The organism is Kribbella sp. NPDC048837 (genome assembly GCF_055586945.1).
The window spans coordinates 79,989-97,333 of sequence record NZ_JBVJHF010000001.1 but is presented as its reverse complement, the minus strand read 5'-3'; the positions used below and the strand labels follow the sequence as shown (position 1 = coordinate 97,333).

General features: G+C 70.5%; 21 protein-coding genes. 10 read left to right on the top strand and 11 right to left on the bottom strand.

Translation table 11 applies throughout. The features are described 5' to 3' along the window. Positions 1-4: 4 nt before the first annotated feature. Both ACZ6O0_RS00510 and ACZ6O0_RS00505 read right to left on the bottom strand, forming a co-directional pair. The gene (locus tag ACZ6O0_RS00510; protein WP_465762648.1) at positions 5-1,195 is read right to left on the bottom strand and encodes an RNA polymerase sigma factor; all 1,191 of its coding nucleotides are present in this window, start codon (positions 1,193-1,195) and stop codon (positions 5-7) included. After that, complete coding sequence (locus ACZ6O0_RS00505; protein ID WP_465762647.1) at positions 1,192-1,551, bottom strand: YciI family protein; 360 nt, start codon at positions 1,549-1,551, stop codon at positions 1,192-1,194. Before ACZ6O0_RS00505 ends, ACZ6O0_RS00510 begins: the two co-directional genes overlap by 4 nt. Positions 1,552-1,784: 233 nt before the next feature. Between ACZ6O0_RS00505 and ACZ6O0_RS00500 the strand changes: the two genes are divergently transcribed. After that, entirely contained in the window at positions 1,785-2,354 is a 570-nt protein-coding gene (locus ACZ6O0_RS00500; RefSeq protein WP_465762646.1) for a pyridoxamine 5'-phosphate oxidase family protein, read from the top strand. Between the two features lie 7 nt (positions 2,355-2,361). On the opposite strand, the gene ACZ6O0_RS00495 is transcribed toward ACZ6O0_RS00500, so the two are convergent. Beyond that, positions 2,362-3,018, bottom strand: coding sequence for a response regulator (locus tag ACZ6O0_RS00495; RefSeq protein ID WP_465762645.1), 657 nt, complete (start codon positions 3,016-3,018; stop codon positions 2,362-2,364). Between the two features lie 62 nt (positions 3,019-3,080). On the opposite strand from ACZ6O0_RS00495, the gene ACZ6O0_RS00490 reads away from it, so the two are divergent. The 3 genes from ACZ6O0_RS00490 to ACZ6O0_RS00480 all read left to right on the top strand — a co-directional run bounded on the left by ACZ6O0_RS00490 (position 3,081) and on the right by ACZ6O0_RS00480 (position 5,567). Beyond that, a complete protein-coding gene (locus ACZ6O0_RS00490; RefSeq protein ID WP_465762644.1) occupies positions 3,081-3,482 on the top strand; it encodes a pyridoxamine 5'-phosphate oxidase family protein in 402 nt (133 codons plus the stop codon). A gap of 61 nt (positions 3,483-3,543) precedes the next feature. After that, positions 3,544-4,623 carry a sensor histidine kinase gene (locus tag ACZ6O0_RS00485; RefSeq protein ID WP_465762643.1) on the top strand — a complete coding sequence of 360 codons (1,080 nt, stop codon included), beginning with the start codon at positions 3,544-3,546 and terminating at the stop codon, positions 4,621-4,623. Between the two features lie 29 nt (positions 4,624-4,652). Further along, positions 4,653-5,567, top strand: coding sequence for a carbamate kinase (locus ACZ6O0_RS00480; RefSeq protein WP_465762642.1), 915 nt, complete (start codon positions 4,653-4,655; stop codon positions 5,565-5,567). Between the two features lie 2 nt (positions 5,568-5,569). On the opposite strand, the gene ACZ6O0_RS00475 is transcribed toward ACZ6O0_RS00480, so the two are convergent. From ACZ6O0_RS00475 to ACZ6O0_RS00465, 3 genes are read right to left on the bottom strand one after another with little or no spacing between them, the layout of a single operon-like run. Further along, entirely contained in the window at positions 5,570-5,956 is a 387-nt protein-coding gene (locus ACZ6O0_RS00475) for a hypothetical protein (RefSeq protein ID WP_465762641.1), read from the bottom strand. Between the two features lie 55 nt (positions 5,957-6,011). Further along, positions 6,012-6,635: a response regulator gene (locus ACZ6O0_RS00470; protein ID WP_465762640.1), complete on the bottom strand. Its 624-nt coding sequence runs from the start codon at positions 6,633-6,635 to the stop codon at positions 6,012-6,014. Further along, on the bottom strand, positions 6,632-7,957 hold the full coding sequence (locus ACZ6O0_RS00465; RefSeq protein ID WP_465762639.1) for a sensor histidine kinase: 1,326 nt from the start codon (positions 7,955-7,957) through the stop codon (positions 6,632-6,634). Before ACZ6O0_RS00465 ends, ACZ6O0_RS00470 begins: the two co-directional genes overlap by 4 nt. A gap of 104 nt (positions 7,958-8,061) precedes the next feature. On the opposite strand from ACZ6O0_RS00465, the gene ACZ6O0_RS00460 reads away from it, so the two are divergent. Beyond that, complete coding sequence (locus ACZ6O0_RS00460) at positions 8,062-9,738, top strand: ABC transporter ATP-binding protein (protein ID WP_465762638.1); 1,677 nt, start codon at positions 8,062-8,064, stop codon at positions 9,736-9,738. Between the two features lie 164 nt (positions 9,739-9,902). Then, complete coding sequence (locus ACZ6O0_RS00455) at positions 9,903-10,679, top strand: serine/threonine-protein kinase (RefSeq protein ID WP_465762637.1); 777 nt, start codon at positions 9,903-9,905, stop codon at positions 10,677-10,679. Here ACZ6O0_RS00455 and ACZ6O0_RS00450 read toward each other — a convergent pair. Further along, positions 10,669-11,109 carry a YybH family protein gene (locus ACZ6O0_RS00450; RefSeq protein WP_465762636.1) on the bottom strand — a complete coding sequence of 147 codons (441 nt, stop codon included), beginning with the start codon at positions 11,107-11,109 and terminating at the stop codon, positions 10,669-10,671. The genes ACZ6O0_RS00455 and ACZ6O0_RS00450 overlap by 11 nt on opposite strands. Before the next feature lie 100 nt (positions 11,110-11,209). On the opposite strand from ACZ6O0_RS00450, the gene sigJ reads away from it, so the two are divergent. Further along, positions 11,210-12,109: an RNA polymerase sigma factor SigJ gene (gene sigJ / locus ACZ6O0_RS00445; protein ID WP_465762635.1), complete on the top strand. Its 900-nt coding sequence runs from the start codon at positions 11,210-11,212 to the stop codon at positions 12,107-12,109. Here sigJ and ACZ6O0_RS00440 read toward each other — a convergent pair. The 3 genes from ACZ6O0_RS00440 to ACZ6O0_RS00430 form a co-directional block, all read right to left on the bottom strand. After that, positions 12,106-13,329, bottom strand: a complete 1,224-nt coding sequence (locus tag ACZ6O0_RS00440) for an FAD-dependent oxidoreductase (protein WP_465762634.1) — start codon at positions 13,327-13,329, stop codon at positions 12,106-12,108. The genes sigJ and ACZ6O0_RS00440 overlap by 4 nt on opposite strands. Continuing rightward, complete coding sequence (locus ACZ6O0_RS00435; RefSeq protein WP_465762633.1) at positions 13,326-14,192, bottom strand: AurF N-oxygenase family protein; 867 nt, start codon at positions 14,190-14,192, stop codon at positions 13,326-13,328. Before ACZ6O0_RS00435 ends, ACZ6O0_RS00440 begins: the two co-directional genes overlap by 4 nt. Before the next feature lie 71 nt (positions 14,193-14,263). Further along, on the bottom strand, positions 14,264-14,890 hold the full coding sequence (locus ACZ6O0_RS00430) for a class I SAM-dependent methyltransferase (RefSeq protein ID WP_465762632.1): 627 nt from the start codon (positions 14,888-14,890) through the stop codon (positions 14,264-14,266). Positions 14,891-15,038: 148 nt separating this feature from the next. On the opposite strand from ACZ6O0_RS00430, the gene ACZ6O0_RS00425 reads away from it, so the two are divergent. The 3 genes from ACZ6O0_RS00425 (at position 15,039) to ACZ6O0_RS00415 (ending at position 17,098) form a co-directional block, all read left to right on the top strand. After that, a complete protein-coding gene (locus ACZ6O0_RS00425) occupies positions 15,039-15,941 on the top strand; it encodes a DUF929 family protein (protein ID WP_465762631.1) in 903 nt (300 codons plus the stop codon). 2 nt (positions 15,942-15,943) lie between these two features. Beyond that, positions 15,944-16,420, top strand: a complete 477-nt coding sequence (locus ACZ6O0_RS00420; protein WP_465762630.1) for a vitamin K epoxide reductase family protein — start codon at positions 15,944-15,946, stop codon at positions 16,418-16,420. A gap of 63 nt (positions 16,421-16,483) precedes the next feature. Next, on the top strand, positions 16,484-17,098 hold the full coding sequence (locus tag ACZ6O0_RS00415; protein WP_465762629.1) for a UdgX family uracil-DNA binding protein: 615 nt from the start codon (positions 16,484-16,486) through the stop codon (positions 17,096-17,098). A 57-nt stretch (positions 17,099-17,155) separates the two neighbouring features. Here ACZ6O0_RS00415 and ACZ6O0_RS00410 read toward each other — a convergent pair whose 3' ends face one another. Then, entirely contained in the window at positions 17,156-17,299 is a 144-nt protein-coding gene (locus tag ACZ6O0_RS00410; RefSeq protein ID WP_465762628.1) for a GPGG-motif small membrane protein, read from the bottom strand. Positions 17,300-17,345: the final 46 nt, after the last annotated feature.

Sequence of the window (17,345 nt, the reverse complement as noted above, 5' to 3'; positions counted from 1 at the left end):
AGGCTCACTGGGCCAGTCGATCCTGGAGCAGACCGAGTTGGGCGGGGTTGGCGGTCAGCTCGGCCGCCCGCTGGTTGGCGGCGTCGGCTTCGTCGTCGCGACCGAGATCGCGGAAGAACTGTGCCTGGGTCGCGTGGAACAACGGATACGCCCGCAGGTCGGTCGAGAGCTCGTCGAGTACGGCGAGCGCGGCGTGCGGGCCGTTCACGTAGGACAAGGCGATCGCGCGATGCAGACGGGTGACTGGTGTCGGCTGCAGGGTCAGCAGCATGTCGTAGAGGACGAGGATCTGTTCCCAGTCCGTCTCCGCCCAGGTCGGTGCCTCGCTGTGGCAGGCGGCGATCGCTGCTTGCAGTTGGTACGGACCCGGAGCGTGGTGGCGCCGGGCCGTTCGGGTCAGGAGTGAGGTCGCGTCGGCGATGGCCGGCTGGTCCCAGCGGGTGCGGTCCTGGTCCTCGAGCAGGACCAGGTCGCCGGTGGTCGTGAAGCGGGCCGCCGTACGCGCCCGATGCAGACGGACCAGTGCGAGCAGGCCGGCGATCTCGGGCTCGTTGGGCAGCAGGCCGTGCAGGAGCGCGGTGAGCCACTCGGCGTCGTCGACCAGGTCGCGAGAGTGGACGCGGTCGGCCGTGCTGGACAAGTAGCCCTCGTTGAACAGCAGGTAGATGACCGTGAGCACCTCGGTCAGACGGTCCGGGAGTTCGTCGTCACGCGGGATGCGGTACGGGATCCCGGCATCGGTGATCTTGCGCTTGGCCCTGGTGATGCGCTGCGCCACGGCCGACTCGGAGGCCAGGAACGCGGCCGCGATCTGCGCGGTCGTCAGTCCGCAGACCACCCGCAACGTGAGCGCGACCTGCGCCTCGCGGGCCAGCGCCGGGTGGCAGCAGGTGAAGATCAGCCGGAGCCGGTCGTCGGCCGGCGGTTGCACCGGCCACTCCAGCTGGGCCAGCTTGGCGCGGTAGTTCTGCTGCCTGCGCAGGACGTCGAGACCCCGCCGGCGCGCGACCGTGAACAGCCAGGCGTCGGGCCGGTCCGGGATGCCCTCGACCGGCCAGCGCCGCAGCGCGATCTCGACCGCGTCCTGGACCAGGTCCTCGGCGGCGGAGAAGTCGCCGAGCAGCGACACCAGCGCGCCGGCCAGCCGCCCCGCGTGGTCGCGGACCACGCGGGCGAGCTCGTCTTCCGTGCTCACGACCCCACGGTGTTCACGAACGCGACGGGGCGGATCTCGACGACCGGGCAGGCCGGCCAGGTCTTCACCATCCGCAGTGCCTCGTCGAGATCCTCGACCTCGATCTCGCTGAACCCGGAGATGACCTCCTTGCCCTCCATGAACGGCCCGTCGGTCGTCATCGGTACGCCGCCGTCGAACCGGACCGTGGTCGCCGACGCGGCCCCTTGCAGCTTGCTGCCACCCCGCAGCTTGTCCCGGTGGTCGTCGAACCACTGCATCACCCGCTGCAAGGCCCGCTCCTTCTCGTCCGGGCCCATCGCCTCGAACTCCTTCGCGTACGCCTCGGTCTCGACAAACATCAGCACATACCTCACCCGCGCACCTCTTCCGGTCAGTTCGGTGGAACAACTCTCACCCTGCAGACGAACGGCCCACCCCTCGACCCGACACACCGGGCCTTCGGTCCTTCCGGCTCGGGACGTCTGGCACTGCCGCCGGCCGGTGCGACCACGGTTGGATAAGCGGCAGACGGCAGGAAAGGGAGTGTTCGATGACAGCGTCCGGCCGATCCCGGTCTCCGCAGGGGAGGGACCAGTCGGGGCCGGGTGTGTCACTCGGGCGCGCGCGGCAGGAGGGGTCCGCGTGGTCCGGGCCGGACGCCGACGCGTCGCACGGGACGGAGCAGCTCACGGTGGGTGCGCTGGTCCGGCTGGCGGGTGCACTCGACGCGACCGTTTCCGATCGTCTCGGTCCACGGATCTCGCCCGTCCGCGGACTCGCCGCCCTGCACCCGGTGATGGATCACCTGCGCGAGGACGAGTGCCTCGAGCTGCTCGCCCCCGGCGGCACCGGCCGGCTGGCTTTCGAGCTGTCCGGCCGGTTGTCGGTGCGACCGGTGACCTACACGGCCCGCGGCCGGCAGCTGGCCGTCCGGACCGGGGCCGCCACGGCGATCGCGCAGTACGGCGACGGTCCGGTGGCGTTCGAGGTGGAGCGGCTGGACGGCTCCGCGCGGGACGGCTGGAGTGTGCTGATCTCGGGCCGCTGCCGGCGCGGCTCACTGCAGGAAACGGTCACGTGGCGCCCCCACACGGATCCCTGGGCGCGCGACGACCACGAGGTCCTCGTCGTCATCGAACCGGAGCACATCAGTGGACGCCGTATCCGCACCTGGTAACCGCCCGTCACGGCTTGTGGCGGCGCTTCGCGCGCTCGACGGCGTACACGGCCGCCTCCGTCCGGCGCTCCATGTCGAGCTTGCGCAGCAGCGCGGAGACGTAGTTCTTCACCGTCTTCTCGGCCAGGAACATGCTCTCGGCGATCTGCCGGTTGGTCTTGCCGACCGCGATCTCGTCGAGGATCCGGCGTTCCTGCTCCGTCAGCGACTCGTACCGCGGGTCGTCGTCCACGTCGACAGGGTTCCGCAGCCGGTCCAGGACCAGGGCGGTCATCGCCGGGTCGAGCAGCGACTCCCCCGCGGCCAGGCGCCGTACGGCTCCGACCAGATCCGTCCCGCTGACCTGCTTGAGCAGGTACCCGGCCGCGCCGGCCATGATCGCGGTGAACAGCGCTTCCTCGTCGGAGAACGACGTCAGCATCAGGCAGGCCGGCGGTCCGTCCATCGCCGACCGGATCTCCCGGCACACGGAGATCCCGTCGCCGTCACCCAGCCGGACGTCGAGTACGGCGACATCCGGGCGGAGCGCCGGGATCCGGGCGATGGCCTGCTCCGCGGACGACGCTTCGCCGACCACCTCGACGTCCGCCTCAGCCTCCAGCAGCTGCCGGAGCCCGAGCCGGACCACCTCGTGGTCGTCGAGCAGGAACACCGTGATCGCCATAGAGCCTCGCTCCCCCCTGAAGCCGCAGTATCGCTCAGCGTAGACCGGTTGTGGAGGATCTGATGCGAACCTACGACGGCGCCGGGCTGGAGATCCTGGACGCGGCCGAGTGCCTTCGGCTGCTGGCCTCGGTCCCGGTCGGAAGACTCGTGTTCACCCAGGGTGGGCTGCCCGTGGTCCGGCTGGTCGCCTTCGGTGTCGACGGCGACACGATCGTCTTTGCGTCCGACGACTGCGAGTGGCTGCGAGCCGCGCAGCGTGGCGATGTGATCGCTTTCGAGGCGGATGATGTCGACCTGGAACATCGACGCGGCTGGACCGTGACGGCGGTCGGACATCTGTCCGCCGTCCCCGCAGGCGAGGCGGCCGAGCTTGCAGAGGCAGCACCGCCGTGGCTGCGGCTCCGGGACCGGCAGCTGATCCGGCTCGGCACCGAGTCCGTCACCGGCCGCCGCGGGCATTGATGCTCAGGGCAACCGTTGCCAAGCGTTCCCAAACGGGCGTTGGCTTCCGTACCGTGGGCCCGTGGACGACCAGGACCCGGGTGGGCGGCGACAGCGCCTGCACGAGGTGACCGCCGAGCTCACGCAGCTCCTGCTCGGTGACGTCGACCAGCGGGACGCGCTCGACCTGATCGCCCGCCGGGCCCGCGAGGTCACCGGCGCCCGCGTCGGCGCGGTTCTGCTGACCGACGGCGACGGACTGGTGATCGAGGCCCTGGACGGACCGCCGGAACTGCGGGAGTACGTCGGCCGGCGGATCGCCGGCCTCGATCACGACGTACCTGCCGGCCGACTGACTGTGATCGACGTGCCCGAGCTCGGGCCGGCCGTCGTCGCTCCGGTCTCGCCGGCCTCGTCCGGGGTGAGCGGCCTGCTGGTCGTGGCGGCCGAGCCCGGTGCGCTCGACGAGGACGGCGACCTGGTCACGATGTTCGCGGCGCAGGCGACGCTCGTACTGGATCGCGCCCAGGCCCAGCGGGACCACGCGATGATCGCCGTCCTCGAGGATCGGGACCGGATCGCCCGGGACCTGCACGACCTGGTGATCCAGCGCTTGTTCGCGACCGGGCTGCAACTGCAGGGCATCCGCCGGATGGTGGACGCCGAGCCGTACGAACGCCTCGGCCAGGCGATCGAGGACATCGACACCACGATCCGCGACCTCCGCGCGGCGATCTTCGAGCTGCACCACCGCCCCAGCCGCCGGTCGCTCCGCGCCGACATCCAGGCCCTCGTCGCCGAGTACGCCGAGCCGCTCGGGTTCCGTCCCGGACTGACCTGCACCGGCCCGATCGACGCCGCCGTCCCCGTGTCCGTCCGGCCGCAGATCCTCGCCGCGATCCGGGAGGCGCTGTCGAACGTCGTACGCCATGCCGAGGCCACCGAGGTCTCCGTCGAGGTCACCGTGTCTCCGACCGAGGTCGTCGCGCGCGTCGCCGACAACGGTGTCGGGCTGGCCGGCACCGGCCACCAGAGCGGGCTACGCAACCTGCAGGACCGGGCCGAGGCGCTGGGTGGGGCCGTGCGGCTGCAGACGAAACAGCCGCAAGGCACGGTCCTCGAACTGCGCGCGCCGCTCGCCGACCAGGGTCACGACACCTGAGCTGTGGATCGGCGTGCGACGCTGAGGGTATGCGGATGGTGATCGCGCTCGGGGGGAATGCGTTGTTGCGGCGCGGGGAGCGGCCGGATGCCGAGGTGCAGGTCGCGCATCTGGCCGTGGCGGCGCCCGCGCTGGCGGCGGTGGCGGCCGAGCACGAGGTGGTGATCGTGCACGGCAACGGACCGCAGGTGGGGCTGCTCGCGCTGGAGAGTACGGCGGATCCCGCCCTCTCGAAGCCGTACCCGCTCAGCGACCTGGTCGCCGAGACCCAGGGCGTCATCGGGTACTGGATCCAGCAGGCGCTCGGCAACGCCGGCCTGGCCCGGCGCGCGGTCACGCTGGTCACGCAGACGGTGGTCTCCGGGACCGATCCGGCCTTCGGTACGCCGACCAAGTACGTCGGGACCGGCTACCCGGCGGAGCACGCGCAGCTGCTGGAGTCGACCGCAGGGTGGACCTTCCGCCAGGACGGCACCCAGCTTCGCCGCGTGGTGGCGTCCCCGGAGCCACGCCGGGTGGTCGAACTCGATGCCGCGGAGGTGCTCCTCCGCCACGGTATGACCGTGATCCTGGCCGGCGGTGGAGGCATCCCCGTCGCGGAGCGATCGCCCACAGGTCTCGCTGGGGTGGACGCTGTCGTCGACAAGGACCTGACGGCGGCGCTGGTCGCGACCGAGCTCCGGGCCGATCTGTTCGTGATGCTGACCGATGTCCCGGCGGTCTATCTGGACTACGGGACGCCCGAGCAGCGGGCGTTGCACGAGATTGCCGTCGCGGACCTCGCGGCCCTGAGCTTCCCCGAGGGCTCGATGGGTCCGAAGGTGCGGGCCGCCGCACGGTTCGTGGAGGCGACCAAGGGACGGGCCGCGGTGGGATCGCTCGACGAGACCGCCGCGGTGATCGCGGGGACCGCAGGCACTCAGATCGTCGCAGCGGTGAACTGAGATCAGTGGTGGCCGGACTTGTCGTCGGACGAGCCGGACTTACCTGAGCCGGATTTCCCTGAAGTTGACTTGGCTGAGGTGGTGGGTTTCGTTCGCTCGCCGCCCTTGTCGTCACCAGGCTCGATGGTCGTCGGCGTGACCTTCGAGCTCTGGGGAGTGATGGTCTCCGGGGGCGGGAACCACAGTGGCGCCGGCGACTGGCCCTGTGTGCCGGGGTCGAACGCGGACCAGACCGCCGTACCTCCGGCGACCAGGCCGGCCGCCGCGACCAGGCCGAGCAGCCCGGTGCCGGCCCAGGCGAGGTACCGCAGCGGCCGCCGCGCCGGCTCGGCGTCGTCCCCGCCGGTGCGCAGCACGACCGGTCGACGGCGCAGGTCCTCCGAGTCCATGGGTCGATCGTGGCGCAGGCGGACCGCCGGCACCATCGGACCTTGGTACTAGTACCTACTCCTCGCGGCGCTGCCGCTGCGCCCACAGGGCAGCCTGGGTACGGTCGGTCACGCCGAGCCGCTGGTACACGTTCGTCAAATGCGCCTTCACCGTGCGCTCGCTGATCCCGAGCCGGCGCGCGATCGTCTTGTTCGGCAGACCGGCGCCGACCATGTCGAGCACCTCCTGCTCGCGCTCGGTCAGCTTCGTCTCCGGTCCCGGGCTGCGCCGGTTGGTCAGCAACACCCGCGCCGCCTTGGGGTCCAGCGGCGACCCACCGGCCACGATCTCCCGCACCCCGGCCAGGATCACCTCAGGCTCGCTGTGCTTCAGCAGATACCCCTCGGCTCCGGCCTGGAGCGCGTCCAGGATGCGCGCCTGATCGCTGAACGACGTCAGCACCAGCACGTGCACGCCGGGATCGGCCGCCACGATCTGGCCGGTCGCCGCGATCCCGTCCGTCCCGGGCATCGACAGATCCATCAGTACGACGTCCGGCCGCAACTCGGCCGCCATCACCACGGCCTCGGCACCGTCACCCGCGGCCCCGACCAGCTCGATGTCGTCCGCCGTACCGAGCAACTGGGACAGGCCGGTCCGGACGATCGCATGATCGTCGACGATCAGCACCCGGATCACACCGGCACCTCGGCTTCCACCCGTGTCCCTTGGCCGGGCGCGGCCCGGACCGTGAGCATGCCACCCGACTCGGCGAGCAGGTCGCCGATCGAGCGTAGCCCGAGGTGACCGTTGCTGCTCCGCTCATCGAGTCGCGACTCGTCGAAGCCGCGGCCGTCGTCGTCGATGATCAGCACGCCCCGCCCGTCCACCCGGTGTGCCTTGATCAGCACCTCGCGCGCCCCGCTGTGCGCCGCCACGTTCCGGACCACCTCCTGCGCGGCCCGGAACAACAGTGCCGCGGTCGCCGGCGGCAACTCCTCGGTGCCCTCGGTCTCGAGCCGTACGTCGATCCCGGTCCGCTCGAGGCCCGCCGCCAACTCGGCCAGCGCCGACGCGAGCCCTTCCTCCGCGAGGTTCGGCGGGTAGATGTCCACGAGCAGCGACCGGAGCGACCCGATACTCGCCCGCAACCGTCCCGCACTGTCGGCGATCAACTCCGCCCGCTGTCCCTCGGTCGGAGTGCCGAGCCGCATCGCATCCAGCGCATAGTTCAGCCCAGTCAGTTCCTGTACGACGCCATCGTGCAACTCCCCCGCGATCCGGCGGCGCTCGGCGTCCGACGCGTCGACAGCGTGCTGGAGCAACCGTTCCCGATCACGCTGCTGCCGCTGCACCCGCCGGGCCAGCGACCAGGCGAACGGAATCTGCACCAGTTCGAGCACCAGCAGCGCCCCCAACGCGGGCGGCGCGAACCGCTTCCAGGCCGCCTGTCCCGCTTCGGTCACCGCTTGGTACCGGAAGTACGCCTCGAACAGCATCGGCTCCCCGTTGGTCCCGCGGACTCCGACGTACACCTCGAGCAACTTCTGGTACGGGATCTCGAACCGGTTCTCCGGCCGGCTCAGGTCGCTGACCTCCGACGCGCTGCTCCCCTGCACGCGGAGCGCCTCCAGTTCCTCGGCGCCCAGCGGGAACGTCTGACCGATCAGCTTCTGTTCGTCGGAGTAGACGATCCGGCCGTCGGCGTTCCACAGCTTCACCCGGACCAGCGAGCCCTGCAGTACGTACTTCCGCATCGCCGTGTCGAACGACTGCAACGCGGCCGGCTGCCCAGCGATGACAGCCGCGTCCAGGCGTGGCTCGACGACTCCCCGCGCGGTCACATACGTCACCTGCCGGGCCGAGTCCGTCGCCTGCTCGACGCCGGCCTGCCGTGCCACGAACGCGATCAGCGCGGCCAGGGACAGCAGCACGATCAGCCCGGCCGCGGTGAACCGCACCAGCAGCCCGACCGTCGAGATCGGCTCACGGTCCGCGCGCGAGCGTCGCAGTCTCACCATGTCTGGGATCGTAGGTGGCCCCGCGCGGTCCGGCAGCCCCGACGACAGTCGTAGTACCAAGGTGCACTACCGCGCCCGACCGGCCGGCGACGACCGTTGTCGGCATGAAGCTTCCGCTCTCACTCGCCGTCGCCGGGCCTGCAGCCCGAGTGCAGCTCCCCGCACTCGCCGCCGCCGCGGGCCTCGTCGTCCTGCGGGTCGGTGCGGTTCTCCTCCGCCCATGGCCGCTGGCGCTCGCGGTCGACCATGCGCTCGGTCCGAAGCCGGCGGCGAATCCGCTGATCGTCCTGGCGCTGGCGGCCCTCGGCAGCGTGTTGCTGTCGACAATCATCGGGCTCCTCGACATGGCGAGTCTGCGGACCGTGGAGGGCGCGGCCGAGCGGATCGGCGCATCGCTGCGCGCGACGATGTTCCAGCGCACGATGACGCGGTCCCTGCGGTGGCACGACCGGATGCGCAGCGGTGAGCTGGTGTCCCGCTTGACCACGGACGTCGGCCGCGTGATCGACGCCGTCGTCGCGGTGACCACGTCCTTCCTGCCGGACGCGGTGATGCTCGCCGGCGTCCTCGTACTGCTGTTCGCCTTCGACCCCGGGCTCGCTCTGATCGGCCTGGCGGTCGCGCCGGTGCTGGCCGCGCTGGCGGTCCGGCAGCGCCGGCTGATCCGAGCCGCCCAGCAGGACGCCCGGACCGAGTCGGGACGGTTGGCGGGGGCAACGACCGACCTGCTGCGGAACGTCCGCGCCGTGCAGGCGTTCGGCCGGATCGACCGGGCCGCCGCGATCTTCGGCACCCGGAATCGCGCCGTACTCGAGGTCGAGCTGCGAGCGATCGAGGTGGACGCCCGCTGGACCCCGATGGCCGATGTCGTCCTCGCGATCGGTGCCGCGCTGGTGCTGGTGGTTGGCGGACGGCACGTTCTGTCCGGTGCGCTCACGGTCGGGCAGTTGCTGGTCGTGCTCGCCTACCTGCGCGACCTCTACTCCCCCGTGCGCGGGCTGACCCGGTTGTCCGTCGTACTGGCGAAGGCCGGTGCCAGCGCAGTGCGGGTCCGCGAGGTCCTGGACTGCGACGAGGCGGTCGAGGATCGGTACGACGCCCGACCGGCCCCGGCACTGCGATCCGGCGTACGGTTCGAGCGGGTCTCCTTCGGGTACGAGCCCGGGCGGCCGGTGCTCGACCGGTTCGACCTCGACATCGCGGCCGGCGAGACGGTCTGCCTGCTCGGACCCAGCGGGATCGGCAAAAGCACCGCGCTGCATCTCCTCCTGCGCCTGTACGACGTCGACGCCGGTCGGATCCTCATCGACGGCGTGGATGTGCGGGACTGCGGCCAGCGCAGCCTGCGGGACCGGTTCGCGTTCGTCCCGCAGGACCCGTGGCTGCTCGATGCGACCGTCGCCGAGAACATTGCCTTCGGCAACCAGAACGCGACCCGGGCGGGAGTGATCGCGGCCGGGCGGGCCGCCCTGGTGGACGAGTTCGCCGGCCGGCTGCCGTACGGGTACGACACACCTCTCGGCGAGAGCGGCGTACGGCTGTCCGGCGGGCAGCGTCGCCGGGTGGCACTCGCCCGGGCTGCCGTCTCGTCCGCGCCGATGGTCCTGCTGGACGAGCCGACCGCGTCCCTGGACCCGGTCTCGGCCGCCGCGGTGATCGAGGCGATCCGGACCACGACCGCGCGGCGCACCGTCCTCGTCGTCACCCACGATCGCGACCTGGCGGCCATCGCCGACCGGGTCGTCTCCCTCGACCAGCACCAACTCAGTGGAAGGAGGTGACCACCATGCTCCGCATCAAGCCGGTCATGCACCACGGCCGCGGACGGTCCCGTAGCCGCTCCCGCTCCCGCAGCCGCAGCCGTTCCCGCAGCCGTTCGCGCGGCTGACCCACGGCCTGCCGCCGGCCACCAGCCGGCGGCAGGCATCAGCGCTTGGAGGATGGAATGATCGTCGACACCGAGGACGGGCTTGCCGTCTGGGACTGGGCCGAGGGTTGTGAGCTGCCGGGCGGGACCTTCGCCCTGGAGCGTCTCGGTGTCGGCCACCGCTGCGAGACGTGGCTGGTCTGGTCCGTCGCCCTCTGGTCCCCCGCCGTACTGAAGGCCGCCCGCCCTCACCAGATCCACCATCCTCGGGCGGTGAAGTCGCTCCGCCGGGAGACGGCCGCGCTGGCCGGCAACAACCATCCGGCCCTTCCGCGCCTGCTGGCCGACGGCACCGGCGACACCATCCCGCACATCCTGCTCGAGTACGTCGACGGCCCGACGCTGATCGATGAACTCGAGGAGAACGGCGTACTGTCCGCCGAGGAGACCGCGCTGCTCGGTGCGCAACTCCTCCCGGCCCTGATGGCGCTCCACCATCGCGGTCTGGCCCACCTGGACGTCAAACCGGACAACATCGTTCTGCGTGACGCCCGCCCGGTCCTGATCGACTTCGGCAGTGCTCGCCGGATCGGCAGCGAGCAACCACCTGGTCACCCGGTCGGAACCGCCGGGTACGCCTCCCCCGAACAGGAAGCGTGCGCGCCGGTGTCCGCCGCGATGGATCTCTACAGCCTCGGCCAGACGCTCGCCGAGGCCGGCGCCGAACTGCCGGAGCGCCTGCAAGCACTGATCGCGCCCCAGCCGAGCCGGCGGCTCACCACGACCGAAGCGCTGACAGCCCTGGCCGAGACCACCGGCGAGCTCCGCCCCTGGCCGGAGTGGCTCAGGGCGTGAGGTCGAGCGCGGCCCGGCCCTCGGGGAAGTACGTCGGGACCGAGACCTGGTCGTGGACGACCATCCACTGACCGTCGATCCGCTGCCAGGCCGCCGTCCAGCGGACCCATTGGCCGGTCTCGGCACCGTTCACCAGCGTGCCGCTGATCCGGTTGACGGCGTACACCACCGCGAGGTCGCCGTCGACGAGCACCGTGAGGTCGCGGACCTCGTACCCGATCGGCAGCTGGTACATCGAGAAGACCTTCTCCCAGTTCCGCCACTTCGTCTCCGCGCCCAGGTGCCGCAGCGGCGCCTCGATGTCGAACGAGACCACATCCGGCGCGAAGATGGTCTTGACCGCCCCCATGTCGCCGGTCCGGATGGCACCGACCAGGGTGCCGATCCGCGCCCGGATGCCGGCTTCGTCTGTTGCGTGTTGTGTAGTCATGATCAGTACGACGAGACAGTCCCGTTGACTGTGATGACCTCACACTTGCGTACGCCGTCTCGTCGTAGGGGGAAAGGTGGACCCGACGAAGGGAAGCACGATGACCGGGGACGACCAGGTCGATCCGGGCCTGAGCGCGATCATGAGCGAGCGGCGGCAGCTGATCAACCTCGCCTACCGGCTGCTCGGCTCGCTGGCCGACGCGGAGGACGTCGTCCAGGAGACGTACGCCCGGTGGTACGCGATGTCCGCCCGTGAGCAGCAGGCGATCGACACCCCCGGTGCGTGGCTGACCAAGGTCGCCAGCCGGATCTGCCTCGACCTGCTCCGGTCGGCCCGGGTCCGGCGCGAGCGCTACGTGGGCGAATGGATCCCGGAGCCGCTCCCCGAGAACAACGACTCGCAGAGCGGCGTCGACCCGGCCGATCGGGTCACGCTGGACGAGTCCGTGAACATGGCGTTCCTGGTCGTGCTGGACTCGATGACGCCGGCCGAGCGGGTCGCGTTCATCCTGCACGACGTCTTCCGGTACCCGTTCCCGGAGGTGGCCGAGATCGTCGGCCGCACCCCCGCGGCCTGCCGCCAGCTGGCGTCGTCGGCCCGGCGCCGGATCAGCGACGCACAGGTTCCCGCGCCGCCGACCGCCCGGCGTGCCGAGCTGATCCGTGAGTTCAAGGCGGCGTGGGAGGCGACCGACATCGCTACCCTCGTCAACCTCCTGGACCCCGACGTCACCGCGGTCGCCGACGGTGGCGGCATCGTGATCGCCGCGCTCGCGCCGGTCCACGGTGGCACGAACGTCGCCGAGTACTTCACCGGCCTGCCCATCCTGGACTACGGCCGCACGCTGGTGGAGCGGACCGTCAACGGCCAGCCGGGTCTGGTGATCGAGTACGAAGGTGTGACCGAGACCGTGATCGCCTTCGACATCGCCGACGACCGGATCACCAATATCTGGGCGATCCGCAATCCGGAGAAGCTGCGCCCCTGGACGAACTAGGACGCCTCCACCAACGTCGTCACGGTCTCCTGGGCACAGGCCTTGTTCACGCCGATGCCGCCGCGGGCGCCGCGTTTGATCCAGCCCGCGACGTAGTGCCCGGGCCGGCCGACGACGGCGCCGCGGACGTTCGGCACGATGCCGCGGTCGGGGTCGAACGGCAGCCCGTCGATCGGCCGGCCCTCGAACCCGATCGCGGTGAAGAGGTTGCCCGCAGCAATCGTCTCCCCGCTGCCGAGCTCCAGCCCCGCCGCGCTCCACCGCACCGGACGGGCCTCGAACCGCACCTCGACACCCGGGAACGCCGACAACTCCCGCACCGCGGAGGCGGTGTACGCCGCGTGCTCACGACCTCGTCGGCCCAGCAGCACCACCTCACGGATCCCGCTTCCCGCGAGCGTACGACGGACATCGTCGGACAGCTCCATCCCGGCCAGGCGGCGTTCGTCGCTGAGCAGGATCCGGGCCAGATCCAGCGCGACGTTGCCGGTGCCGACAACCACCGCCCGCGGACCGGTCAGCTCGACCGGCAGCACCACACCGGGCCGACCGTTGTACCAGGCAACGAAATCGTCCGCGGCACAAGCAGCCTCTTCACCGGGGATCCCCAGCCGGCGGCTCTGATACGCGCCGGCGGCATGGATCACCGCGTCGTAGCCGGCCCCGGCCCCGGCTGCGTCTGCGTCCATACCAGGACGCCAGCGCACGCGCGGATGCTCGATGATCCGCTCGAAGGTGGAGATGATCTGCTTGGTCTGCGGATGATCCGGCGCGACCCCGAACCGCACCAGTCCGCCGACGCGATCGAGCCGATCCACCAGCGTGACCTCCGCCGTACTCCGCAACAGCAGCTCCCGCGTCGCATACATCCCGGCCGGCCCGGCACCGACCACGAGAACTCGCCGCGGCCCACCACCCCAGGTCCGGTACGCCGGGGGTTGCCACGCGTCGAGGTCCGTCCCGTCGAGCGGCGCCCGGCCGGCGAAGTACGCCGCATTCCGCTCGACGTCCTCGGCCGCCGCGCGGTCCGCGGGTTGCGCCGCGTCGACCGGGCAGATGTCCGCGCACGCCCCACAGTCGATACACGTCCGCGGATCGATGAACAGCCCCTCGCCGGTCCCGAAGCCGGGCTCCCCCGGCGACGGGTGAATGCAGTTCATCGGACAGACCGCGACGCAACTGGCTTCCGAGCAGCACTCGCCCGAGATCGCGTAGCTCACAGCAGCCCGGTCCGCCGATACACCCGGGCCGCCGCCGGGGTCAGTAGGCCGACCGAGCCGAGGAAGTCCATCAGGTTCGCGCAGCTCGTCCGCAGCAGCGACCGGTGATGCTCGTTGTGCCGGGCCTCGCGGACCGCCCGATCGACGTCGAGACCAACGTTGGCGTAGACCTCCCGCCCGACCATGCTCGACACGATCATGTCCGCCGCGATCGCGATCACCAGGGCGCTGACCCACCGCCGGCCGCGGCCCGCACCGGCCAGCCGCTCGCGGGTCTCCTCGCGGGCGAACACCATGTGCCGCGACTCCTCCACCACGTGGATGTGGTTGACCTGCCTCACCAGCGGTTCCACCCGCCGGTCCCGCATCCAGTCGCGCTGCATCACGTCGAGAACTTCCTCGGCCACCAGGATCGCGGCGTACGCCGATTCGCCGGTCGCGACGGCCTTGAACACCCGGCCCAGCTCCCGCGCCAGCCACCGCGGCCGGTACGACGGCTCGACCATCCGGCCGGTCGCGCGGGCGAACATGATCGAGTGCCGGCACTCGTCCGCGATCTCGGTCAGCGCCCACTGGAACTCGGCACTGGCGGCCGGCTTGTCGTAGACGTCCCGCAGGATCAGCTGCTGCAGGATCAGCTCGAACCAGATCCCGGTCGTCGCCACCGACGCCGCCTCGTGCCGGGTCAGCTCCCGCCGCCGCGCCTCGCTCAACTCGTCCCAGTACGGCGTGCAGTAGAGCGTGCTCCACTCCGGACTCAGGCCGTACCCGTCGCCGATCGGCGCGTCCCAGTCGATCTCCGTCTCCGGGTCCCGGGACAGGCGCGCCGCGGACCCGAGCAACCGTTGCGCCGTCTCGTCCATGCCGCTCACCTCCAGGCCATATGACATCTCCTATGTAACATAGGCGATGTCTTCTATGGAGGCAAGCGGTCTCAGACCCCGCCGCGGACGAAGCTGAACAAGGTGCGACCCCGCACGAGCGGTTGCGGCTCGCCGGTGAACCGGTGCACGCCGACCCCGAATCCCGCGTCCGGGTCGGAGATCCAGACCCGCTCGAAGCCGCGGGACTCGAACCACGCGCAGATCTGCGGCACCAGGTCGGGCTCCTCGCGATGCCGGGTCCAGATCAGGGTGGCGCCCGTACGGCACAGTTGGGGGCAGGTGTCGATCGTGCGCTCGATGTCCTCGTCGGAGATGTTGCCGAACACCCCGCACACCAGGACCACGTCGGCCGGCACCAGGCCGTCGTACTGATCGACCTGCGCGGCGTCCCCGGTCACGATCTCCACCTGCGTCAGGCCGCGGGCCCGTTCTTCGGCGAACGCGGTGTTGTCCGGATCCAGCTCGACCAGACGCGCGTGCACGTCGTCACGGCGCGGATGATCCGGGAGGACGTCGAGCACGTCCCGTCCCTGGCCGGCGCACAGGCTGATCAGTCGCACCTGACCAGGCGGACATCGATCCAGGCCGGCACGGACCTGCTCCTGCACCACGGCCAGCCGGCGCGCCAACGCCGACCCGGCCTCGTCGTACTCGTCATGCCATCGTCGCCAGTCCACAGCGAGAACCTAACCAGCGGCACCGACACTCCGCGCCATCTGTAATCTCACAGTGACGGAAAGGCAGGAACTTCCGGGCCTGATCAACAGTTGTCCTTCATGGGTGCCGAGCAGGTTCGGCATGCCTGAAAATGAGCGAGGGAGAGTCATGAGTAGGCGTGTCGAGCAGAAGGCCCAGGCCCGCGAGCGGATCGCGGCGCAGCTTGCTGCCCAGCAGCGAGCCGAGCGACGCCGGCGGCTTCTGCTCGCGGTCGGTGCGGTGGTGCTGGTCGTCGTCATCGTCGGCGGCCTGATCACCATCCGGCTGGTCGGTGGCGGCAAGAAGACGGCGACCGGGCCGTCGGGGGCCGCCGACGCCCAGATCATGACCGCGCTCACCTCGATCCCGGACTCGACGTTCGAGGCGATCGGCTCCGAGGGGGTCCAGGCCGCGCCCTCCGCGATCGAGGCCCCCGCGCTGACCGCCGACGGCAAGCCGAAGGTGCTCTACATCGGCGCCGAGTTCTGCCCGTACTGCGCGGCCGAGCGGTGGCCGGTCTCGGTCGCACTCTCCCGCTTCGGGACGTTCAGCAACCTCGGTACGACGCACTCGTCCGGCAGCGACGTCTACCCGAACACCCCGACCCTGTCGTTCCACGGCGCCACCTTCACCAGTCAGTACCTGAGCTTCACCGGTGTCGAGACCACCACGAACGAGGAGGTCAACGGCCAGTACAAGCCGCTCGACACCCCGACGGCCGAGGACCAGAAGACGTTCGACACCTACAACCAGCCGCCGTACGTGAAGACCGGCGGCTCGATCCCGTTCATCGACCTCGGCGGGAAGTTCGTGTCGTCCGGTGCGACGTACAGCCCGGAGGTGCTGGCCGGGAAGACCCAGCAGCAGGTCGCCGACGCGCTCAAGGACCCGTCGAGCCCGATCGCGAAGGCCGTCATCGCCTCCGCGAACGTCTACACCGCGGCGATCTGCAAGCTCACCAACAACCAGCCGGCGAACGTGTGCTCCAGCGCGGCCGTGACCGGGGCCGCCGGGAAGCTCGGGGCGAGCTGAGCGTGAGCAGCACGGCACAACGCTCCGACCAGACCTCGACCGGGCTGGGGTGGATCCCCTGGACCACGCTGGTGCTGTCGATCGCCGGCCTCGCTGTCGCGTCGTACCTGACTTATGAGCACTTCACCGCCGGAACGACGCTGGCCTGCCCGGACACCGGTGTCGTCAACTGCCTGAAGGTTACCTCGAGCGAGTACTCCAAGCTCTTCGGCATCCCGGTCGCCCTGCTCGGCCTGGGCTTCTTCGCCGCCATGACGGTGCTCTCGCTCCCGCCGCTCTGGCGCTCGGCCTCCCCTTGGCCTGGCCGCCTCCGCCTGGCCGCCGTCCTGATCGGCGTGATCTTCGTCTGCTACCTGATCTGGGCCGAGCTCTTCCAGATCGACGCGATCTGCCTCTGGTGCACCGTCGTCCACGCGCTCACCCTGTTGTTGTTCGCCCTCGTGCTCATCCGCCAGGCGCTCATCCCACCCTCGTCCTGAGTGAGAGACCCCGGCAACGGGGTACCGGCGAAGCACTCAATGGGTCGGGACAGGTGACCGGAAATGAGCTTTGACGGAGCGGCGCGGTGGGTGCCGGACGACGGTGGGATGCGGGGGCTGCGGGCGGCTCTGCCCGACTGTCGTGGCTGCGACCTGTATCGGGACGCCGAGCAGGTCGTGCCGGGGGAAGGGCCGGCGCGGGCCCGGATGATGGTGGTCGGTGAGACGCCCGGCGATCATGAGGACAAGGAAGGTCATGTGTTCGTCGGGCCGGCCGGGCGGCTGCTCGACAAGGCTTTGGCCGAGGCGGGGATCGATCGGTCGGAGGTCTATCTGACCAACGCGGTGAAGCATTTCCGGTTCGAGCGGCAGGGCAAGCGGCGGATCCACAAGACGCCGGCCGTCGGTCACATCGTTGCCTGCCACCCCTGGCTGGATCGCGAGCTCGAGATCGTGAAGCCGAAGCTGGTGGTCGTCCTCGGCGCGGTCGCCGCCCGGTCTCTGCTCGGCACCGGGTTCAAGGTCACCGAGCATCGCGGTGAGGCCGTGGAACTCCCGGACGGTCGTGCCGCGATGGCCACCGTGCATCCCTCCGCGGTGGTCCGCTCGCAGGAGTACCGCCGGGACTTCGCCCACTTCGTCGACGACCTCCGCACCGCGGCCGGCCTGCTGCGGTGACACGTGCGTCGCCCCCACGCGGAGGCGACGTGGGGGCGACCAGTACCGGTGGCGAGATCAGGTGAAGATGCTGACGCCCCCGGGCCCGACCAGCAGACCGATCACGATCAGGGCGGCGCCCCACAACACTTGACCGCGGACGAGCGAGACGATCCCGGCAATGACGAGGATCGCCGCAATGATCCACAGAATGAGACCCATGGTCCTTCCCATCTGTCGTGCCGGGCCAACACCCAGCAGCCGATAT